Raw genomic sequence first — 18,267 nt, forward strand, 5'->3', positions numbered from 1 at the left:
GTTCCTCGGAGCTGACCAGCCAGGTCTCTGGATGTCCGGCCGCGACGCGGGCCCGGACCAGGTCGAGCGCCTCCGCGGCCGTGAGAGGGAGGGTGCCGTCCTCCTCGATGCGCCGGGTCTCCGCCGCGCGGTCGGACCCTCCCGCGCCCCGGGGCACCGCTCACCGTGACTCCAGGAACGTCAGTACCGCCAGGACGCGGCGGTGGTCGTCGGTGTCCTCGGTGAGGGCGAGTTTGCCGAGGATGCTGCGGACGTGCTTCTCGACGGTGCCCTCGGTGACCCACAGGCGGCGGCCGATGCCCGCGTTGGAGCGGCCCTCGGCCATGAGGGCGAGGACCTCGCGCTCGCGGGCGCTGAGGTGGGCGAGCGGGTCGTCGCGGCGCTGGGCGGAGAACAGCTCCTGCACCAGGGAGGGGTCGACGACCGAGCCGCCCCGGTGGATGCGTTCCAGCGCCTCGATGAACTCGTCGACGACGGTGACCCGGCTCTTGAGCAGGTAGCCGACCTTGCGGCCGCTCGCCAGCAGCTCCAGCGCGTCCTCGACCTCGACGAACGCCGACAGGACGAGGATGCCGGTGGCGGGGTGGCGTTCCCGGATCGTGCGGGCCGCCTTGAGGCCCTCCGTCGAGTGGTCCGGGGGCATCCTGATGTCGACGATCGCCAGTTCCGGACGTTCCTCGTCGACCAGTTCCAGCAGCCGGACCGCGTCTCCGGCCTGCCCGGCGACCTGGTAGCCGACGCGCTCGCACAGACTGGCCAGGCCCTCCCTGAGCAGGATGTCGTCGTCGGCGAGGACGACCCGTCCCCGTGCCGGCTGCTGCGCTGTGTCGTCCATGACCCCGGCCCCCTCGCGCGGCCTCCGCGGTGCGTTCCGCGAGGTCGGGGCTCCCCTGGCCCCGTCCTTCGCCCCCGCCCCGACAGCCTGCCCCACCGGTGGCGTTACGGCTAGCCGGAAGCGGAATTGGAGGCCTGCCGTGACGACGCGCGGACCTGTCCGGGCGATCCTCGAAGCAGTGCAGATGCAGTCGGGCCGGCCGCCCCGGGCGAGGGACGGCGGGTCTCACGGCCGAAGGGTGCGGGACATGCGGCGGACGAGGATCGAGCGGCGACGGCGGCCGGTCCGTGCCCGCCGGTACCCGGACGAGCCGTACGGCACGCTCGACCTCCTGGACCCCAGGGATCCGGACGTCGTGCGCGCCAAGCGCCTGCTGACCGCACGGAACGGCGGAACCGACCGCCCCTGAGACCGGACGGATGCCTCTCCGTCCGACAGGGACCGCCCGGAGCGTACGCGACGTCACCCTGTTCAGGACTCCCCCACCTGGACGAACTCCCCTGCGTGCGCCCCGGGCGGTCATATCTCCGGCGAGGGCCCGTCCAGGGGCAGCCGCACGTCCATGGTCGTGCCCTCGCCGGGCGGGCTGACGACGGCCAGCTTGCCGCCGATCGCCTCGACCCGGTCGATGAGACCGATCAGACCGGAGCCGCGCCCCGGTTCGGCGCCTCCGACGCCGTCGTCGCGGATGGTCAGCTCCAGGAGGCCGTCCCGGATCTGCGCCGCCACCTCCACCACGCGCGCGTGCGCGTGTTTCGCCGTGTTGGTGAGGCACTCGGAGGTCACGTAGTAGGCGGCCACCTCCAGTTGCTCCGGCAGCCGGGCCGCGGGCAGCCTCAGGTCGAGCTCGACGGGCACGACGGAGCGGCGGGCCAGGGAGCGCAGGGCCGGGCCCAGGCCGCCCTTGGACAGGATGGCGGGGTGGATGCCCCGGGCCACCTGGAGCAGGTCCTGGAAGGCGTCGTCGAGGCCCTTGCCGACGTGTGCCAGTTGCTCGGCGAGCTCCGAGGACGGGTCGGGCACCAGGCTCTCGGCGAGCCGCAGCTCCAGCTGGAGGGCGACGAGGCGCTGTTGGACGCCGTCGTGCAGATCGCGCTCGATGCGCCGCCGGGAGGCGTCCGCGGCGGCCACCACGCGCGCGCGTGAGGCGGTCAGCTGGGCGCGGCTGTCGGCGTTGGCGATGGCGGTGGCGGCGAGTTCGGTGAAGTCGGCCAGCCGCGACTCGGTGCCGGCGGGCAGCACGTCCACGGGCGAGGCGGCGAGGACGAACCCCCACAGCCGGTCGTCGACCACGATGGGCGCGCCCACGGCGTGGCCGACATGGGCGGCGCGCCGGGTCCGGGTGATCTCGTCGACCGCCTCGCGCGCGGCCCGCCTGCGCTCCTCGCGGGTGACTTCCTCCAGTTCCTCCGGGAGACCGAGGACGGTCCCGAGGACCATCTGGCTGCCGTCGGGCTCCTGGCGCAGCACGGCCGCGGTGGTGTCCAGGAGCGCGCCCACCTCCCCGGCCACCCGCGCGAACACCTCGGAGGGCGGGGCGCCATGGGCCACCAGGGTGGCGACCCGGCGCAGCGCGGCCTGTTCCCTGGCGGCGCGGCGGCTGTCGGTGACATCGCGCGCGGTGGCGTAGATGAGGCCCTCCTCGGGGACCGGCCGGGCGCTCCACTGCAACCACCGCTCGGTGCCGTCCTTGCGCAGGTAGCGGTTCTCGAACTCGGCCAGTTCCACGCCCTCGGCCAGCCGCGCCAGGGCCTCCTCGGTGCCCGCCCGGTCCTCCTCGTGCACGAAGTCGAGGAACGGCCTGGCCAGGAGCTCCTCGCCGGAGTAGCCCAGGGTGCGTTCGAAGGCGGGGTTGACCCGCTTGAGATAGCCGTCGAGCCCGCAGATGCAGAGCAGGTCCAGGGAGAGGTTGAAGACGCTCGCCAGTTCCTGCTCGGCCTTCTCGCGCCGTCCGTGGGCCGCCGCGAAGGAGGCCATGGTGCCGTTCATGCCGTCCAGCAGCTGACTCCAGGTGCCCTCGAAGGAGGCCTGGTCGGCGCGGTGTTCGAGGCGGTTGTGGTCGATCGCCGTGTTCATGGCCCGGATCTCGGCGGCGAGCCGCTCGGTGGTGACCCGCAGTTCGCGGAAGGTGTCGGCGACCTCGCCCAGTTCGTCGCGGCCCGCGTACCGGATGTCGTACGAGAGATCGCCGTACGACAGTGCCCTGGCGCCCGCGGAGACCTCGCCGAGGGGCCGGGTGATCGAACGGCTGAGCGCGAGGGCGAGGAAGGTGACGAGGGCGAGCACGGCGAGGGAGGCGGTGAGGTCGCGTACCGCGCGGGTCTCCGCCTCGCGCCGGTCGTGGCCCGCCGTGGTGTCGAGCTCGCGGGCGGCCCGGTCCTGGATGCCGCGCAGGGCGTCGATGCGGGCGCCGGAGTCGGCGAGCCAGCGCTCGTACGACGGCCAGGCGGCGGTCTCCGGGCCGGCGGTGGCGAGCAGGTCACGGAGCCGGCGGACGGCCCGGCCGGGGTCCTGGAACTGGCTGACGTACAGCCGGGTCCGCAGTGCGGCCGAGGTGTTCTCGCGGAAGGCGTCCAGCTGGGCGGTCTCCAGTGCGGGCCAGCGTCCGGCGCCGGTGGGGCGGCCGGCGGGTCCGGCGAGCAGGGCGGCGACCTCCGCCTGCTCCCGGCCGGCGGCCTCGATGGCCCGCAGGAGCGCGATGTGGGCGTCGGCCGCGCGGCCCGAGGCCCGGGTGGGGCGGCCGGCTTCGAGGGCGGTGACGTCGTCGAGGAGGGTGTCCTCGACGTTGCCGTACCGCTCGGCGATGTCGGGGGCGGTGAGCGAGCCGATGTCCGTCTGGACGCGCAGGGAGTGCAGTCGACGGCCGACGGCGTCTAGGTCGCCGGCGATGTCGGAGGCCGACCAGGTGGCGGCGCGGGCCGTGGCACGCGCGAGGACGCGGACGGTGGCGCGCTCGGCGTCGGTCCGCTCCGCCGGCGTGTCGGGCCCGGGGCGCAGCCGGGCGTCCACGGCGGCGAGCCGCTCGCGCGCGACGGCGTCGGTGACCTCGGTCGTCGCGAACGACACGTCGGTCCCGGTGTGGAAGTCGCGCAGGGCCCGCGCCTCCCGCCACTGGGCCACGGCGCTGAAGGCGGTGAAGGCCAGCAGCCCGGTCACCGGCAGCAGGACCAGCAGCATCAGCTTCCGGCCGACCCGCAGCCGGGCCAGGAGCGGGACGCGGTGGGTGGCCGCCGGGGTGCGGTGCGCGGCCCGTGCGGTGCTTCTGAGGGGTGAGCGGCGCATGGCAGGGCCTAGGGGGTGCTGCTTCCGTGGGTCGTGCCAGTGGGTTCCGTCATGCGAAGCACCCCTTTGAGGACGGCCCCTGCACGCCTCCGTGACGGCGTGCCGCCCGGCGCCGAACGGCCGGTCGCGGCCCGGCTTCCGCAGCGTCTTCAGCATGCCCGCGGAGACCGCCGCCGTCCATGTCCCGGGCAGCACAGGCTCGGCCGCCGTCCATGTCCCGGGCAGCACCAGCTCCGCCGCCGTCCATGTGTCCCAGAAGCCGTATGACGTCCGTCGAGCGCGAGCTCATGGTCCGCTCCTCGGATAGCCGTCGTGCGCGGCCAGGTCCCTGTCGATCGCCTCGACCGCCGCGTCGAGCGTGGCCTTGACGGGCGCCCGGTCGATCATGATCTTCGGGAAGGCCCGGGAGAACGCCTCGGTGATCGCCGGATAGGCGGGCGTCCGCGGTCTCGGCCGGGCCACGCCGTCCCTCAACTGCTCGATGAACAGGCGCTCGGCACCACCCTCGGCGTACGCCGGCGAGAGCTCGACCGCGCTGCCCGTGGCCGGGATCGCACCGTTGGCCACGCTCATCCGGTGGATCTGGTCCGGCTTCAGCAGATAGGCGAGGAAGCGCCACACGGCGTCGCCGTCGGCCCCGCCCGAGGTCACGCCCCACTGCCAGGAGCCCATCCCGGTCACCGTGCCCTCGCCGAAGTCGGGCAGCGGCACGATCGCCAGGTCCCCGGGGAAGCGCTCGGCGTAGTCCGGGTACCGCCAGTGGCCCGTCCAGGAGATGACGCTGCGCTCCTGGTCGAAGGCCCGGTCGGTCCTGCCGGGTTCGACGAGCCCCTCCTCGACCCAGTTCTGCAGGACGGTGAGCGCCCTGACCGACTCGGGCCCGTTGAGGAAGCCGTCGGCGGTCCTGAAGGTCCTGGGGTCGATGAGGTCGCCGCCCGCCGACCACACCGCGGGCGCGAAGCCGTACGTGTTCCACTCCTCGCCGGGTTTCGCGTCGACGAGTCCCATGTCCAGCGGGTGGGGGTGGCCCGCCGCGCGCAGGGTGCGCAGGATCGTCGTGAACTCGTCGGCGGTCCAGGCTTCCGAGGCGCCCCTGGGGATGCGGATGCCCGCCTTCTTCAAAACCGACGGCCGCACATAGAGCCCGAGCCCCGAGTCGAAGGTGCCGATCCCGTACAACTGCCCCGCGTAGGTGCCCTGTTGCCGGATGGAGGGCAGCAGGTCCTCGCGGAGGCGGTCGGGCAGGCAGGAGTCGATCGGCTTGATCGTGCCGGACCAGGCATGGCTGTAGAGCCGCGGGCCGTCGAAGTCGAGGAGGTCCGGCAGGTCGCCGCTGGCCGCCGCGGAGCGCACGAGTTCGTTGTACGGCCGCTGCTCGGGAAGCGTGACCGCCTCGACCCGCACCTGCCGCTGGGCCCTGTTGAAGTCCCGGACCTGGCGGCGCAGGGTGTTGTACTCGGCGCTCGGTCCCGCGTGGAACCACACCGTGACCTGCGCGGTACCGTCGATCCTGCCGTCGCAGGTGGTGTCGGTGCGGGCCCGCTCGCTGTCGTCGGGGCCCCCTCCACCTCCGCACGCGGCGAGGAGCAGAGCGGCTGCCAGCAGTCCCGAGGCCAGGGCGCGACGGCCCCTCGCGGTCCTCCCGAGCGGTGCCTTCATCGCACACCCCCACTCGACCGGAATCTCACGGCCTCCCCAGGGCAGCCCACATGCTACCCCCGGTCACCTCCCGCTGCGCTGGGTGAACGGGAACTGGCGGATCCGGCACAGGACTTGAGCACATTCCAGGTGCCGGGCAGCAATCCGCCCCGACTCTTTCCGGGTAGCCGGAAAGCGCGAGCCCCGGCTGGTTGGGACCCTGTCCGCATGTCCATGCGCTGTCTTCTCGTCGATGACAGCATCCGGTTCCTGGAGGCCGCCCGCAGTCTGCTGGAACGCGACGGGATACCTGTCGTCGGCGTCGCCCTGTCCGGTACGGAGGCTCTGGTACGGGCCGCGGAACTCACCCCGGACGTCGTCCTGGTCGATCTCGACCTCGACGGCGAGAGCGGCTTCGACGTGGCGGCGCGGCTGGCCCGCAGCGTCTCGGCCGTCATCATCCTGATCTCCACGCACGCGCTGGAGGACTTCGAGGAGCTGATCGCCGGCAGTCCGGCCCGCGGGTTCCTGCCCAAGTCGGCGCTGTCGGCACGGGCGATCAGGGAGCTGCTGGACGGCGACGGCACGACCCCGACCGCCTGAGCCGACGGGTTTCGCCGGGCGGGCGGGAGCGGATCGTCGTACGGCCGGGAGCGGGCCGTCGTACGACCGCGAGTGCACCGTCATTCGGCCGGGAGCGGGCCGTCGTACGAGCGCGAGTGCGCCGTCATGCGGCCGGGAGGGCGCTGTCGTGCGGCCGGGAGTGCCCCGTCGTTCGGCGACAAGTGTTGTCGGGACCAGGCCAACACGCTTCAATGCGGAGGAACTCGGGACCGGGAACGACGGCGTACGGATGTGAAGCCTCCCCCGGCACTGCCCCCAACGGCCCCGACACACCCTCTCGAACGGCCTGACCAGCCGCCCGGACCTGTACAGAAAGGCCCCTGCATGCCGCACGCCACACAGCACGCGGACGTCGCGACCGTCGTCGACGCGGAACTGGACACGGCCCTGCGAGGCGGCCCCTTCCACGTCGCGCTGCGCGCCGCGATCGCCGCCCGGGGGCTGCCGCTCCAGCGCGTCCAGCACCATCTGTCGCGCTACGGGGTCAAGGTCGGTGTCACCAGCCTGAGTTACTGGCAGCAGGGCGCCCGCCGCCCGCAGCGTCCCGAGTCGCTGCGGGCCGTACGGGCACTGGAGGAGATCCTCCAGCTGCCGGAGGAGTCGCTGATCCGGCTGCTCGCCGAGCACGACGACCGGTCGGCCGCCGAGCGTCCCGCGACCCGCTCCTACCGCTCCCTCCTCGCGGCCTCGGACGTCCTCCAACAGCTGCTGGACGAGCTGGACTCGCCGCACGACGGCGGGCTGCACACCCTCGGCCATCACGAGCGCATAGACATCGGGCCGCGTCGCGAGCTGCGCGGCCGCGAGTCGCACCACATCGTGCGGGCCCACCACGAGGGCGTCGACCGCTTCATGGCCGTCCACCACGGCGACCCGGGGTGCGTGCCGGAGCTCATGACCGTGCACGCCCTGGAGAACTGCCGTACGGGCCGCCTGCGTTGGCACCACGACACCGGAGTGCTCGTGGCGGAGCTGCTCCTCGACGCCCGGCTGCGGGCGGGTGACACCTTCCTGTTCCGCTACCGCGTCGAGGACGGCACGGGCGGTGTCTCCCGCGAGTACCTGCGCGGCTTCGGCGCACCCGGCGGCCAGTACGCGCTCCAGGTCAGGTTCGACGAGAAGGCGCTGCCGGTGCGCTGCCACCGCTTCGTCCAGCACTCCCCCGCGGCGCCCCGCAGCGGCCGCCAGGAACTCGCGCTCACCGGCCACCACCACTCGGTCCACCTCGTCGAGCCCCGGGTGCGGTCGGGGGTCGTGGGGATCGGGTGGGACTGGGAGTAGGCGCCCCGCGAGCACCCTCGCACCGGGTCCGTGACGCGACGTAAACGATTGCGCAAGCGTTTGCGTGCGCTGTCGGATGGGATACCTTCCCGGCCGTGGGACCACGTTCCGTGGACCAGGAGACGGAGCTCTCCGATCCGTGAGGCGACTGTCCGGGAGGGTGCTTGATGGCGACCATGGCCGACGTGGCACGCAGCGCGGGTGTGTCCGTGGCGACCGTCTCGCACGTCCTCAACGGCACCCGGCCGGTCCTGCCCCACACCCGCCAGGCCGTGCTCGACGCGGTCGACGAGCTCGGGTACACCCCCAACACCCTGGCCCGCTCCCTGGTGACCTCCCGCACCCGCTCCATCGGGCTCGCGGTGTCGGCGATCAGCAACCCGTACTTCACGGAGATCCTCCAGGGCGTGGAGGCGGGCGCCCTGGAACACGGCTACAGCCTGCTCATCGCCGATCCGCACGACGATCCCGTCCACGAGCGCAAGGTCGTCCAACTGCTGCACGAACGGCGCGTGGACGGCATGATCGTCGCGCCCTCGGCGGACCCGCGCGAACTCGTCGCCTATCTCGCACGGCACGAGGTCCCGACGGTGTTCCTCGACCGGGTGGTCGACGCGGCGGCCGAGGTCGGGGGCGACGGGTCGGGGGATGCCGGCGCCGGAGCCGACGGACCGCGGGATACCGGCGCCCGGACGGACGGCCCACGGCGCTTCGACCAGGTGTGCGCCGAGAACGTCGAACCGATGGCCGAACTGGTCACCCATCTCGCCGCACTGGGCCACCGGCGCATCGGGCTGGTCGCCGGCCTGCCGGGGCTCAGCACCACCGCCGAACGGATCACCGGATACCGGCAGGGCCTCACCGCCTCCGGCCTGCCCTACGACGCCCACCTGGTCGTCCACGGCGACTCCGAGTCGCCCGGGGCGGAACGGGCCACCGCCGCCCTGCTCTCCCTCGCGGCGCCGCCCACCGCCCTGGTCACCGCCAACAACTCCATGACCATCGGGACCCTGCGCGCCCTGCGCGAGCGCGGCCTCTCGGTACCGGACGACCTCGCCCTGTGCTGCTTCGACGACTTCGCCTGGGCCGACCTGTTCTCGCCCCGGCTCACTGCGATCGCCCAGCCCAGCAGGGAGATCGGCGCCCAGGCGGTCCGTGTGCTCCTGGACCGCCTCGCCGTGCCGGACCGGCCCACCCGCACCCTGCGCCTGCCCTGCGCCCTCGTCCACCGCACGTCGTGCGGCTGCGCCGAGACCGGGGAGTACGGCCGTCCCGCGCCGCGCTCCCGGTCCTCGCGCCCCTCCCGGTCCTCGCAGTCCCCGCTGTCCTCGCAGTCCCCTCGGTCCCCTCAGTCTCCGCAGTCCTCGCAGTCCTCGCAGTCGAAAGGAACCGTCTCGTGATCGTCGTCGCCGGTGAGGCCCTGATCGATCTGGTACCGCAGGGCAGGGGCGCCCTCGCGAGCCTCAAGCCGGCGCTCGGCGGCGGCCCCTACAACACCGCCGTGGCCCTCGGCCGGCTCGGCTCCCCCACGGCGTTCTGCTCCCGCACCTCGCTCGACGCGTTCGGCGAGGCCCTGCTCGACGGGCTCCGGGAGGCGGGCGTGGACGTGTCCGCCGTCCAGCGCGGAGCCGAACCCACCACGCTGGCTGTCGCCACGATCGACGACGGCGGTTCGGCCGCCTACTCCTTCTACGTCGACGGCACCGCGGACCGCCTGTTCACGGCCCCCGCCGCACTCCCTCCCGGCACACGCGCGGTGTCCTTCGGCACCTGCTCGCTCGTCCTGGAACCGGGGGCGAGCGCCTACGAGGAACTGCTGCGGACCGCTGCCGCGCAGGGCGTGTTCACCGCGCTCGACCCGAACATCCGGGCCGGGCTGATCCCCGACGCGGACGCGTACCGGGCCCGGTTCAAGAGCTGGCTGCCGTCGGTGTCCCTGCTCAAGCTGTCCGAGGAGGACGCGCTGTGGCTCGGCGGCACCCCCCAGGAGTGGCTGGCGGCGGGACCCTCGGCCGTGGTGATCACCCACGGCGGTGACGGGCTGACCGTGTTCACCAAGGACGGGTCGGCGCTTCCCGTGCCCGGCGAGAAGGTCGACGTCGTGGACACGATCGGCGCCGGCGACACCGTGAACGCGGCGCTGCTGCACGGCCTGGCAACCCTGGACGCCCTGTCTCCGGCGGCGCTCAGCGCGCTGCGCGTCGACGACTGGACCCGGCTGCTGCGCTTCGCGGCCCGCGCGGCGGCGATCACCTGCTCACGGGCGGGCGCGGAGCCGCCGTACGCCTCCGAAGTGGGCGAGCTGTAGGGGCCGCCGTAGGGACCGGGCGAGGACGGAAACGACGGAGCGAGCGGTGCCTGGCGGGGCACCGCTCGCTCCGTCGTTCCGGATCAGGCCTTGCGGGCCCGAGTCGTCTTCTTGGCCGGCGTGGCCTTCTTGGTGGCTTCGGCGGCCTTCTTGGTCGCCGTCGTCCTGGCCGTCGCCGTCTTCCTGGCCGTCGTCCCGGCGGCGACGGTCTTCTTCGCCGCCGTCTTCCTGGCCGCGGCCTTCCGCGGGGCCTTCACCGCGGCTCCGTCGCTGATCCGGTCGGCGCCGAGGATCTCCCTCAGGAACTTGCCGGTGTGGCTCGCCGGGACCCCGGCGACCTCCTCCGGGGTGCCCTCCGCGACGACCAGACCGCCGCCCGCGCCGCCCTCGGGGCCCATGTCGACGATCCAGTCGGCCGTCTTGATCACGTCGAGGTTGTGTTCGATGACGATGACGGTGTTGCCCTTGTCGACCAGGCCGGACAGGACCTTCAGCAGCTTGCTGATGTCCTCGAAGTGCAGACCGGTGGTCGGCTCGTCCAGGACGTAGACCGTACGGCCGGTGGAGCGCTTCTGGAGCTCGCTGGCGAGCTTGACGCGCTGCGCCTCGCCGCCGGACAGGGTGGTCGCGGCCTGGCCGAGACGGACGTAGCCGAGTCCGACGTCCTTGAGGGTGTTGAGGTGGCGGGCGATCGCCGGTACGGCGTCGAAGAAGTCCGTGGCCTCCTCGATCGGCATGTTCAGGACGTCGGCGATGGACTTGCCCTTGTAGTGGACCTCCAGGGTCTCCCGGTTGTACCGGGCGCCGTGGCAGACCTCGCACGGGACGTAGACGTCCGGGAGGAAGTTCATCTCGATCTTGATGGTGCCGTCGCCCGCGCAGTTCTCGCAGCGGCCGCCCTTGACGTTGAAGGAGAAGCGGCCCGGCTGGTAGCCGCGGACCTTCGCCTCGGTGGTCTCGGCGAACAGCTTGCGGACGTGGTCGAAGACGCCGGTGTACGTCGCCGGGTTGGACCGCGGGGTGCGGCCGATGGGCGACTGGTCGACGTGCACGACCTTGTCGACGAGGTCGTCGCCCTCCACGCGCGTGTGCCGGCCCGGGACGCTCCTCGCGCCGTTGAGCTCGCGCGCCAGGTGGGTGTACAGGATGTCGTTGACCAGGGTCGACTTTCCGGAGCCGGAGACACCGGTGACCGCGGTGAACACGCCCAGCGGGAAGGACACGTCGATGTCCTGGAGGTTGTTCTCCCGGGCGCCGTGCACGGTGAGCTGCCGCGTCGGGTCGAGGGGGCGCCGGATGTCGGGCAGCGGGATGGCCTTCTTGCCCGACAGGTACTGGCCGGTCTGCGACTCGTCGTTGGCGAGCAGCTCCTTCAGGGAGCCGCTGTGCACGACCTTGCCGCCGTGCTCGCCCGCGCCGGGGCCGATGTCGACGACCCAGTCGGCCACCTTGATGGTGTCCTCGTCGTGCTCGACGACGATGAGCGTGTTGCCCATGTCGCGCAGCCGGACCAGGGTCTCGATCAGCCGGTGGTTGTCGCGCTGGTGCAGGCCGATGGACGGCTCGTCGAGGACGTACAGGACGCCGACGAGTCCGGAGCCGATCTGGGTGGCCAGGCGGATGCGCTGGGCCTCGCCACCGGACAGGGTGCCGGCCGCGCGGTTCAGCGAGAGGTAGTCCAGGCCGACGTCGACCAGGAACTTCAGCCGTTCGTTGACCTCCTTCAGCACCCGCTCGGCGATCTTCTTGTCGCGGGCACTGAGCTTCAGCTCGCCCAGGAAGTCCGCGCAGTCGCTGATGGACATGCCGGAGACCTCGGCGATCGACTTGCCCATGACGGTGACCGCGAGGACGAGCGGCTTGAGGCGGGTGCCCTCACAGGTGGGGCAGGGCACCTCGCGCATGTAGCCCTCGAAACGCTCCCGGCTCGCGTCGGACTCGGACTCGCTGTGCCGGCGCTTGACGAAGGGCACGGCGCCTTCGAACGGGGTCGTGTAGACCCGCTCGCGGCCGTACCGGTTGCGGTAGCGGACCTCGATCTGCGTCTTGTGGCCGTACAGCAGGGCCTTCTTGGCGCGCTGCGGCAGCCCCGCGAAGGGGATGTCGGTCCGGAACCCGAGCGCGTCCGCGAGGGCGCCGATCAGGCGGCCGAAGTAGTCCTTGGTGTGGCCGTGCGACCAGGGGTGGATCGCGCCCTCGTCGAGGGACTTGTCCTCGTCGGGGACGATCAGCTCCGGGTCGACCTCCATGCGGGTGCCGATGCCGGTGCACTCGGGGCAGGCGCCGAAGGGCGAGTTGAAGGAGAAGGAGCGGGGCTCCAGCTCCTCGAAGGACAGGTCGTCGTACGGGCAGTAAAGGTGCTCCGAGAACATGCGCTCGCGCTCCGGGTCGTCCTCGGGGAGGTCGACGAAGTCGAGCACGACCATGCCGCCGGACAGGCCCAGGGCGGTCTCCACGGAGTCGGTGAGCCGACGCTTGGCGGAGTCCTTCACCGTGAGGCGGTCGACGACCACCTCGATGGTGTGCTTCTCCTGCTTCTTCAGCGTGGGCGGGTTGGAGAGCTGGACGGTCTCGCCGTCCACCCGGGCGCGGCTGTACCCCTTGGTCTGGAGATCGGCGAAGAGGTCGACGAACTCGCCCTTGCGCTCCCGCACGAGCGGGGAGAGCACCTGGAAGCGGCTCCCCTCGGGCAGCTCCAGGACCCGGTCGACGATGGCCTGCGGCGACTGGCGCGAGATGGGGCGGCCGCACTCGGGGCAGTGCGGCTTGCCGATGCGCGCGAAGAGGAGTCGCAGGTAGTCGTAGACCTCGGTGATGGTGCCGACCGTCGAGCGCGGGTTGCGCGAGGTGGACTTCTGGTCGATGGAGACCGCGGGCGACAGGCCCTCGATGAAGTCGACGTCGGGCTTGTCCATCTGCCCGAGGAACTGGCGGGCGTACGAGGAGAGCGACTCCACGTAGCGCCGCTGGCCCTCGGCGAAGATGGTGTCGAAGGCCAGGGAGGACTTGCCCGACCCGGACAGGCCCGTGAAGACGATGAGCGAGTCGCGAGGCAGGTCGAGCGAGACGTTCTTCAGGTTGTGCTCGCGCGCGCCACGGACGATGAGACGGTCGGCCACGCCGGTCCGCACCTTTCTTGAGAGAAGTGACAGGGGCGGGGCCCCCGTGCTTTCTCAGACTAGGGGGAGCCACTGACAACGCCGGTCGGATTCCCGGACTGGGGACAACAATCCCCGGCCTTCCAGCATGCCCGACGCCGCACTCGACCATATAGCACGTGCATTCGATTTACGGCACAGCTTCACCACCTTCACCCAAAGGTGTGGCGGAGCTAGGGTCAGCACCATGATTGATCACGCTCATGACCTGGAGTCTGTACGTGGTGCGACCGAACGGCTCCTGACCGCAGCCGCCACGATGGACAACGCGGCCGTGACGCAGTCGTCACGGCTGCCGGGCTGGAGCCGCGGACATGTCCTCGCCCACCTCTCCCGCAACGCCGACGCCCTCGTGAACGTTCTGCAGGGCCGGCCCATGTATCCGTCCGCTGAAGCGCGCGACGCCGACATCGAGCGCGACGCCCCGCGGCCCCTCGACGTCCAGCTCACCGACCTCCGCGAGAGCGCCGCCCGCTTCCAGGAGGCCGGGGCCGCGCCGGCCGACTGGTCCCGCACGGTCGAGCTGCGCAACGGGGTCACCGACTCGGCGTCCCGGGTGCCGTTCCGGCGGTGGGCCGAGGTGGAGCTGCACCACGTGGATCTCAGGATCGGATACGAGCTGGAGGAGCTGCCCGAGGAGTTCACCGAACGGGAGATCACCTTCCTCGCCGACCGCTTCTCCGGCCACCCCGAGGTGCCGGCCACGAGCCTCGCGGACGGTACGCGCGCGTGGAGCACGGGCCGGGACGCGGACCTGCCCGAGGTCACCGTCGCGGGCACCCCCGCCGACCTCCTCGGCTGGCTCGCCGGCCGCCGCGACGGCTCGGCGCTGACGGTCCACGGCGGCCCCCTCCCCTCGCTGCCCCCGCTATAGGCTGGCCGCCATGACGTACAGCGGACAGGTGACGGTCGGCGGGCCCGCCGACGTGCACGAGCTCAAGGACCTGATGATCACCAAGATCGCGGTCGGCCCGATGAACAACAACGCCTATCTGCTGCGCTGCCGGGCCACCGACGAGCAGCTCCTGATCGACGCCGCCAACGAGGCGGACACCCTGCTCGGCATGATCGGTGACGACGGCATCGCGTCCGTCGTCACCACGCACCAGCACGGCGACCACTGGCAGGCGCTCGCCGACGTCGTCGCGGCCACGCGCGCGCGTACGTACGCCGGACGGGCCGACGCCGAGGGCATCCCCGTCCCCACCGACGTCCCGGTCGACGACGGTGACGTCATCCGGGTGGGACACGTGGAGCTGACCGCACGCCACCTGGTCGGCCACACGCCGGGCTCGATCGCCCTCGTCTACGACGACCCGCACGGGCATCCCCATGTGTTCACCGGGGACTGTCTCTTCCCCGGGGGGCCTGGGCGGACAACACGTCCCGAGGACTTCGCGTCGTTGATGTCGGGCCTGGAAGCGAAGGTCTTCGTGCTCCCGGACGAGACCTGGATCTACCCGGGCCACGGCAACGACACCACGCTCGGCGCCGAGCGGCCTCACCTCGGGGAGTGGCACAAGCGGGGCTGGTAGGTCGGCGGCATCGCCGTCCCGGTTCCGTGGCGCGGTGGGTGAGGGGCCGGTGGCCCCTCACCCACCGGTCAGGGCTTGTTTCCGAATCTCTACCTCTTCCTTCCCCTGACGAGGAAGAATGCGATGACAGCAGCTCCGAACAGCAACATGACAATGGTCGCCGGCCAGTTGTCAGTTATCGCCGCTGCTTGTGAGTACATTCCGCCTCCTACATGACCTCTCCGGCGAGAACCCCGCCGGCCCAGTACGCTCCGTTGACGCCCAGGTCCATCGTGCGGGAGGCCCCCAGCGCCTTGGTGGCAAATCCGACCTTGGCTCCGACGAGACCGACAACGACGCCTCCCGCTATTTCGGACCCGCTCTTTCCTTCCATCGCACCTCCAGCGGCTTCCATGCCTATTCCTACGGCGGCCAGGCCCAGCCCCACAGCCTGTCCACCGGGGACGAACATGGCGGCAAGCCCGACCGCCTGGCCGCCACGGGAAAGCCACTCACCACCTGACATACCGAGGAAGTCCAGCCCGCTCGGGTCAATACGGTTGACGGGGTCTCCGGCGGCGTAGGCGTAGGGGTTGCTTTCCTTGCCGGACGGGTCGGGCTGGGTGAAGCGGCCGAGTTGGGGGTCGTAGTAGCGGGCGCCCATCTTGTAGAGGCCGGACGGATCGAGGTAGGTGCCGGTGTAGCGGTAGGGCTGGTTGGTCCCGCTGGTGGTGCGGGCCTCGCCGTAGGGGCCGTAGCTGTAGGTCGCGGTGCGCTTGCCGGAGGCGTCGACGAGGCCGATGACGCTGCCCTGGACGTCGGTGAGGTAGTACTGGCTTGCCCCGCCGGAGGTCATGGCTGTCAAGGTGCCCGAAGCTTCGCGGACGAAACCGGTGGCGTTCTCGCGCGTCATGCCGGTCGCCGCGTTGGTGAAGGTCGAACTGCCGCGTGTGAGGCGGTCGTTGTGGTCGACTCCGGCGTAGCTGTAGGTCGACGCGGCGCCGGAGGCCGTCAGGCTGGAGAGCTGGGTGAAGGGCGTCCACTCGCCGCCCGTGCGGGTGCCGGTCGGGGAGGCGGCGGAGGTTTCGTTGCCGTCGCCGTCGTAGGTGAATCCGGTGTTGCCGCCGAGTGAGGTCAGTTCGTTGGCGTTGTCGTACTCGCGGACGGACTGGGCCTTGTCGCAGGCGGGCAGGCTGGTGCCGGTGGAACGGCCGGTCATGTTGCCGGCCTTGTCGTAGCAGTAGGCCCAGCCGGCGGTGGTGGAGCCGTCCTTGGTCTCCACGGCCTTGGTCAGGCGGCCCTTGGAGTCGTAGGTGTAGGCGAGAGCGGCGCCGTCCGTGGTCCGCGTGTAGATCTTGTCGGTGTCCTTGCCGGACTTGTCGTAGTCGTAGGTGATCGTGGACAGCACGGTGGAGCCGTTCTTGACCTCGATCTTCTGGGCGCGGCTGGACTTGTCGTAGTCCGTCTTCTGCACCGTGCCGCCGGGATAGGTGGTGGTGGTGCGGTCGCCGTTCTTGTCGTAGTCGTAGGTGGTCGTCGCGCCGCCCGGCTGGGTGAGGGTGGCCGGCTGGTTGGCGTCGTTGTAGTCGTACGTGGTGGTGCCGCCCGGGTCGGTCGCGGTCTTCACGTTGCCGGAGGCGTCGTAGGTGACCGAGCTGGTACCACCGGCGGGCAGGGTGCGGATGCGTTCGCGGTTCTGCTCGTCGTAGGTGTAGCTGCTGGTGCCCGCCGGGGTGGTGCGCGTCTTGACGTTGCCGTCGGCGTCGTAGGTGAAGGTGGCGGTCCTGCCGTCACTGGTCTGGGTCTTGAGCCGGTCACGCTTGTCGTAGGTGTAGACCGTCTTCACGCCGCGGCCGTCGGTGACGGTGTCGGTGCGGCCCAGGTCGTCGTAGGTGTAGGTGATGTCCTCCTGTGCGGAGGGACGGTCGACCTTGGCCAGGTTGCCCTTGGAGTCGTAGGTGAACGACGTCTTGTGGTCCTCGGGGTCGGTGGCCGAGCAGCGCTGGCCGGGCAGCCCGCCGCAGTCCATCTCCCCCGTCTTCGGGTTGTAGTCGTAGGTCCACTTGGCGCCGTCGGAACCGGTGGTGGTGTCGGTCTGCGACATCATGTTGCCCGAGGTGTCGTAGCCGTTGGTGACCTTGTCGCCGCTGGCGGAGGTGAGGGTCTCGGGGTAGTGGCCGCCGGCCTTCTGGGTCCAGGCCATCGTGGACTGCGCGCCGGTGGGCTGGGTCGCCGACTTCGGGTTGAAGGAGTCGTCGTAGTCGAACTTGACGGTGTTGCCCGGAGTCGAACCGACCCCCATCCCGTCGACCGCGCTGGTGACGTTGTTGTCCGGACCCCACGTCTTGGAACGCTCGCGGCCCAGCGGGTCGGTGGTCTTCTTCACTCGCCAGCGGGCGTCGACCGTCTTCTGGGTGTTCTTGCCGCGCGGGTCGGTGATCCGGACAACACCCTCTCCCTCGCTGCCGGGCTGCGGGAGGATGTAGCGGAAGGCGGTGGTGGCACCGGTTCCGGCGGTCTTGTCGACGACGCGGGTGATCGAGGCGAGCCGGTTGGTGTCCCAGGTGAAGCGGGTCTCGCGGCCCTCCGGGGTGGTCACCTTCGTCATGCGGTGCGAGGTGTCGTAGTCGAAGACGGTGGTCTTGCCGTCGGTGTCGGTGAACGTCTTCAGATCGTCCCCGGACCACGTGTAGGTGGCGGACCGGCCGGTGTTGTCGGTCACCTTGGTGATCTGCGTGCCGTCGTTGGCGAAGGTCAGGGTGCGGCCGGAGGCGGCGGTGATCTTCGAGGTGAACGCGCCGGAGTAGGCGACGGTGGTGGCGTTGCCGTTCTTGTCCTCGACCTTGCTCACCCGTGCGTCGCCGGTCGTGCCGGAGCGGGTGAAGGTGGTCTTCTGCCCGTTCCTGCGGGAGGTGAGCGTGAAGGACTTCTTGTCAGAGGACTCGGTCAGGTCCTGCTTGTAGCCGGGGGCCGGGGTGAAGTTCGAGCCGTCCCGCTCGAACACGGCGATCGTGCTGGAGGGGCCCTGCACGTACACCGACGTGGTGTTGGGCTCGTGGATCAGGTAGTCACTGCCGGTCGTCGCCTTCCAACTGGTGTTCAGGCCGTTGTAGGCGTGCCCCAGCGACAGGCCGGGGCCGGCGTCGGCGATGTCGAAGGCGTTCACGCCGACCAGCAGGTTGCCGTTGCCGTAGTTGACCTGCGCACCGACGGAGTCCGACAGCGGGGCCTCGTGGAACTCCGACCACGGGACCTGGCCGATTCCCAGGCCCTGGAAGGTGGACTGCAGGATGCCGGCCGTCACCAGCTCGCGGTCCTGGCCCGCGACCCCGATGGGCGTGCTTCCGGGCGCCTTGGTCTGCCCCACGGGGGAGGACGAGGTGGGCTTCGGAGACGGTTCGCCGGGGCCGGGCGATGCTGACGCCTGCATGGGTAACAGAGCAAGTAACAGTGCCGCGCCGGTTGTTGTGGCGACTGCGGCGGTGGCGGCGGTACGTCTGCCGCGTCTGGTGCCGCTTCTGGGCGCCTTGTTTCCGGGCATGACAGAGTGCACGAGGGTCTCTCCTTGGATCGTCGGATCGTTCGGGCCTTCACAGCCGGTTGACGGGAGGCAGACCTCGGCGGGTG

The 18,267-nt window shown here is 71.2% G+C and carries 12 protein-coding genes; 7 read left to right on the forward strand and 5 right to left on the reverse strand.

Features of this window, described 5'->3' with window-relative positions:
* Window positions 1–160: 160 nt before the first annotated feature.
* Window positions 161–835: a response regulator transcription factor gene (locus tag AC2XR2_RS10515; protein WP_330267690.1), complete on the reverse strand. Its 675-nt coding sequence runs from the start codon at window positions 833–835 to the stop codon at window positions 161–163.
* A 247-nt stretch (window positions 836–1,082) separates the two neighbouring features.
* Between AC2XR2_RS10515 and AC2XR2_RS10520 the strand changes: the two genes are divergently transcribed.
* On the forward strand, window positions 1,083–1,244 hold the full coding sequence (locus AC2XR2_RS10520; protein WP_449348960.1) for a hypothetical protein: 162 nt from the start codon (window positions 1,083–1,085) through the stop codon (window positions 1,242–1,244).
* 110 nt (window positions 1,245–1,354) lie between these two features.
* Here the strand turns inward: AC2XR2_RS10520 and AC2XR2_RS10525 are convergent, their stop codons facing one another.
* Both AC2XR2_RS10525 and AC2XR2_RS10530 read right to left on the reverse strand, forming a co-directional pair.
* Window positions 1,355–4,117, reverse strand: coding sequence for a PAS domain S-box protein (locus AC2XR2_RS10525; RefSeq protein WP_491514877.1), 2,763 nt, complete (start codon window positions 4,115–4,117; stop codon window positions 1,355–1,357).
* A 285-nt stretch (window positions 4,118–4,402) separates the two neighbouring features.
* Entirely contained in the window at window positions 4,403–5,776 is a 1,374-nt protein-coding gene (locus AC2XR2_RS10530; protein ID WP_491514878.1) for an extracellular solute-binding protein, read from the reverse strand.
* Window positions 5,777–5,983: 207 nt separating this feature from the next.
* Here AC2XR2_RS10530 and AC2XR2_RS10535 point away from each other — a divergent pair, with 207 nt between their 5' ends.
* The 4 genes from AC2XR2_RS10535 (at window position 5,984) to AC2XR2_RS10550 (ending at window position 9,968) form a co-directional block, all read left to right on the forward strand.
* Window positions 5,984–6,358 (forward strand): response regulator, encoded by a 375-nt coding sequence (locus AC2XR2_RS10535; RefSeq protein WP_330267686.1) that lies wholly within the window; start codon window positions 5,984–5,986, stop codon window positions 6,356–6,358.
* A 345-nt stretch (window positions 6,359–6,703) separates the two neighbouring features.
* Window positions 6,704–7,660, forward strand: a complete 957-nt coding sequence (locus tag AC2XR2_RS10540; protein ID WP_491514879.1) for a hypothetical protein — start codon at window positions 6,704–6,706, stop codon at window positions 7,658–7,660.
* A gap of 167 nt (window positions 7,661–7,827) precedes the next feature.
* Complete coding sequence (locus AC2XR2_RS10545; protein ID WP_491514880.1) at window positions 7,828–9,060, forward strand: LacI family DNA-binding transcriptional regulator; 1,233 nt, start codon at window positions 7,828–7,830, stop codon at window positions 9,058–9,060.
* Window positions 9,057–9,968 (forward strand): carbohydrate kinase family protein, encoded by a 912-nt coding sequence (locus AC2XR2_RS10550; protein ID WP_491514881.1) that lies wholly within the window; start codon window positions 9,057–9,059, stop codon window positions 9,966–9,968. Before AC2XR2_RS10545 ends, AC2XR2_RS10550 begins: the two co-directional genes overlap by 4 nt.
* Window positions 9,969–10,051: 83 nt before the next feature.
* Here the strand turns inward: AC2XR2_RS10550 and uvrA are convergent, their stop codons facing one another.
* A complete protein-coding gene (gene uvrA, locus AC2XR2_RS10555) occupies window positions 10,052–13,087 on the reverse strand; it encodes an excinuclease ABC subunit UvrA (protein ID WP_491514882.1) in 3,036 nt (1,011 codons plus the stop codon).
* 226 nt (window positions 13,088–13,313) lie between these two features.
* On the opposite strand from uvrA, the gene AC2XR2_RS10560 reads away from it, so the two are divergent.
* Both AC2XR2_RS10560 and AC2XR2_RS10565 read left to right on the forward strand, forming a co-directional pair.
* Entirely contained in the window at window positions 13,314–14,000 is a 687-nt protein-coding gene (locus tag AC2XR2_RS10560; protein ID WP_491514883.1) for a maleylpyruvate isomerase family mycothiol-dependent enzyme, read from the forward strand.
* A gap of 10 nt (window positions 14,001–14,010) precedes the next feature.
* The gene (locus AC2XR2_RS10565) at window positions 14,011–14,661 is read left to right on the forward strand and encodes an MBL fold metallo-hydrolase (RefSeq protein ID WP_381301438.1); all 651 of its coding nucleotides are present in this window, start codon (window positions 14,011–14,013) and stop codon (window positions 14,659–14,661) included.
* 208 nt (window positions 14,662–14,869) lie between these two features.
* On the opposite strand, the gene AC2XR2_RS10570 is transcribed toward AC2XR2_RS10565, so the two are convergent.
* Entirely contained in the window at window positions 14,870–18,007 is a 3,138-nt protein-coding gene (locus AC2XR2_RS10570) for an RHS repeat-associated core domain-containing protein (RefSeq protein WP_491514884.1), read from the reverse strand.
* Between the last annotated feature and the right edge of the window lie 260 nt (window positions 18,008–18,267).

This window comes from Streptomyces sp. LS-MS-L19 (assembly GCF_058382285.1).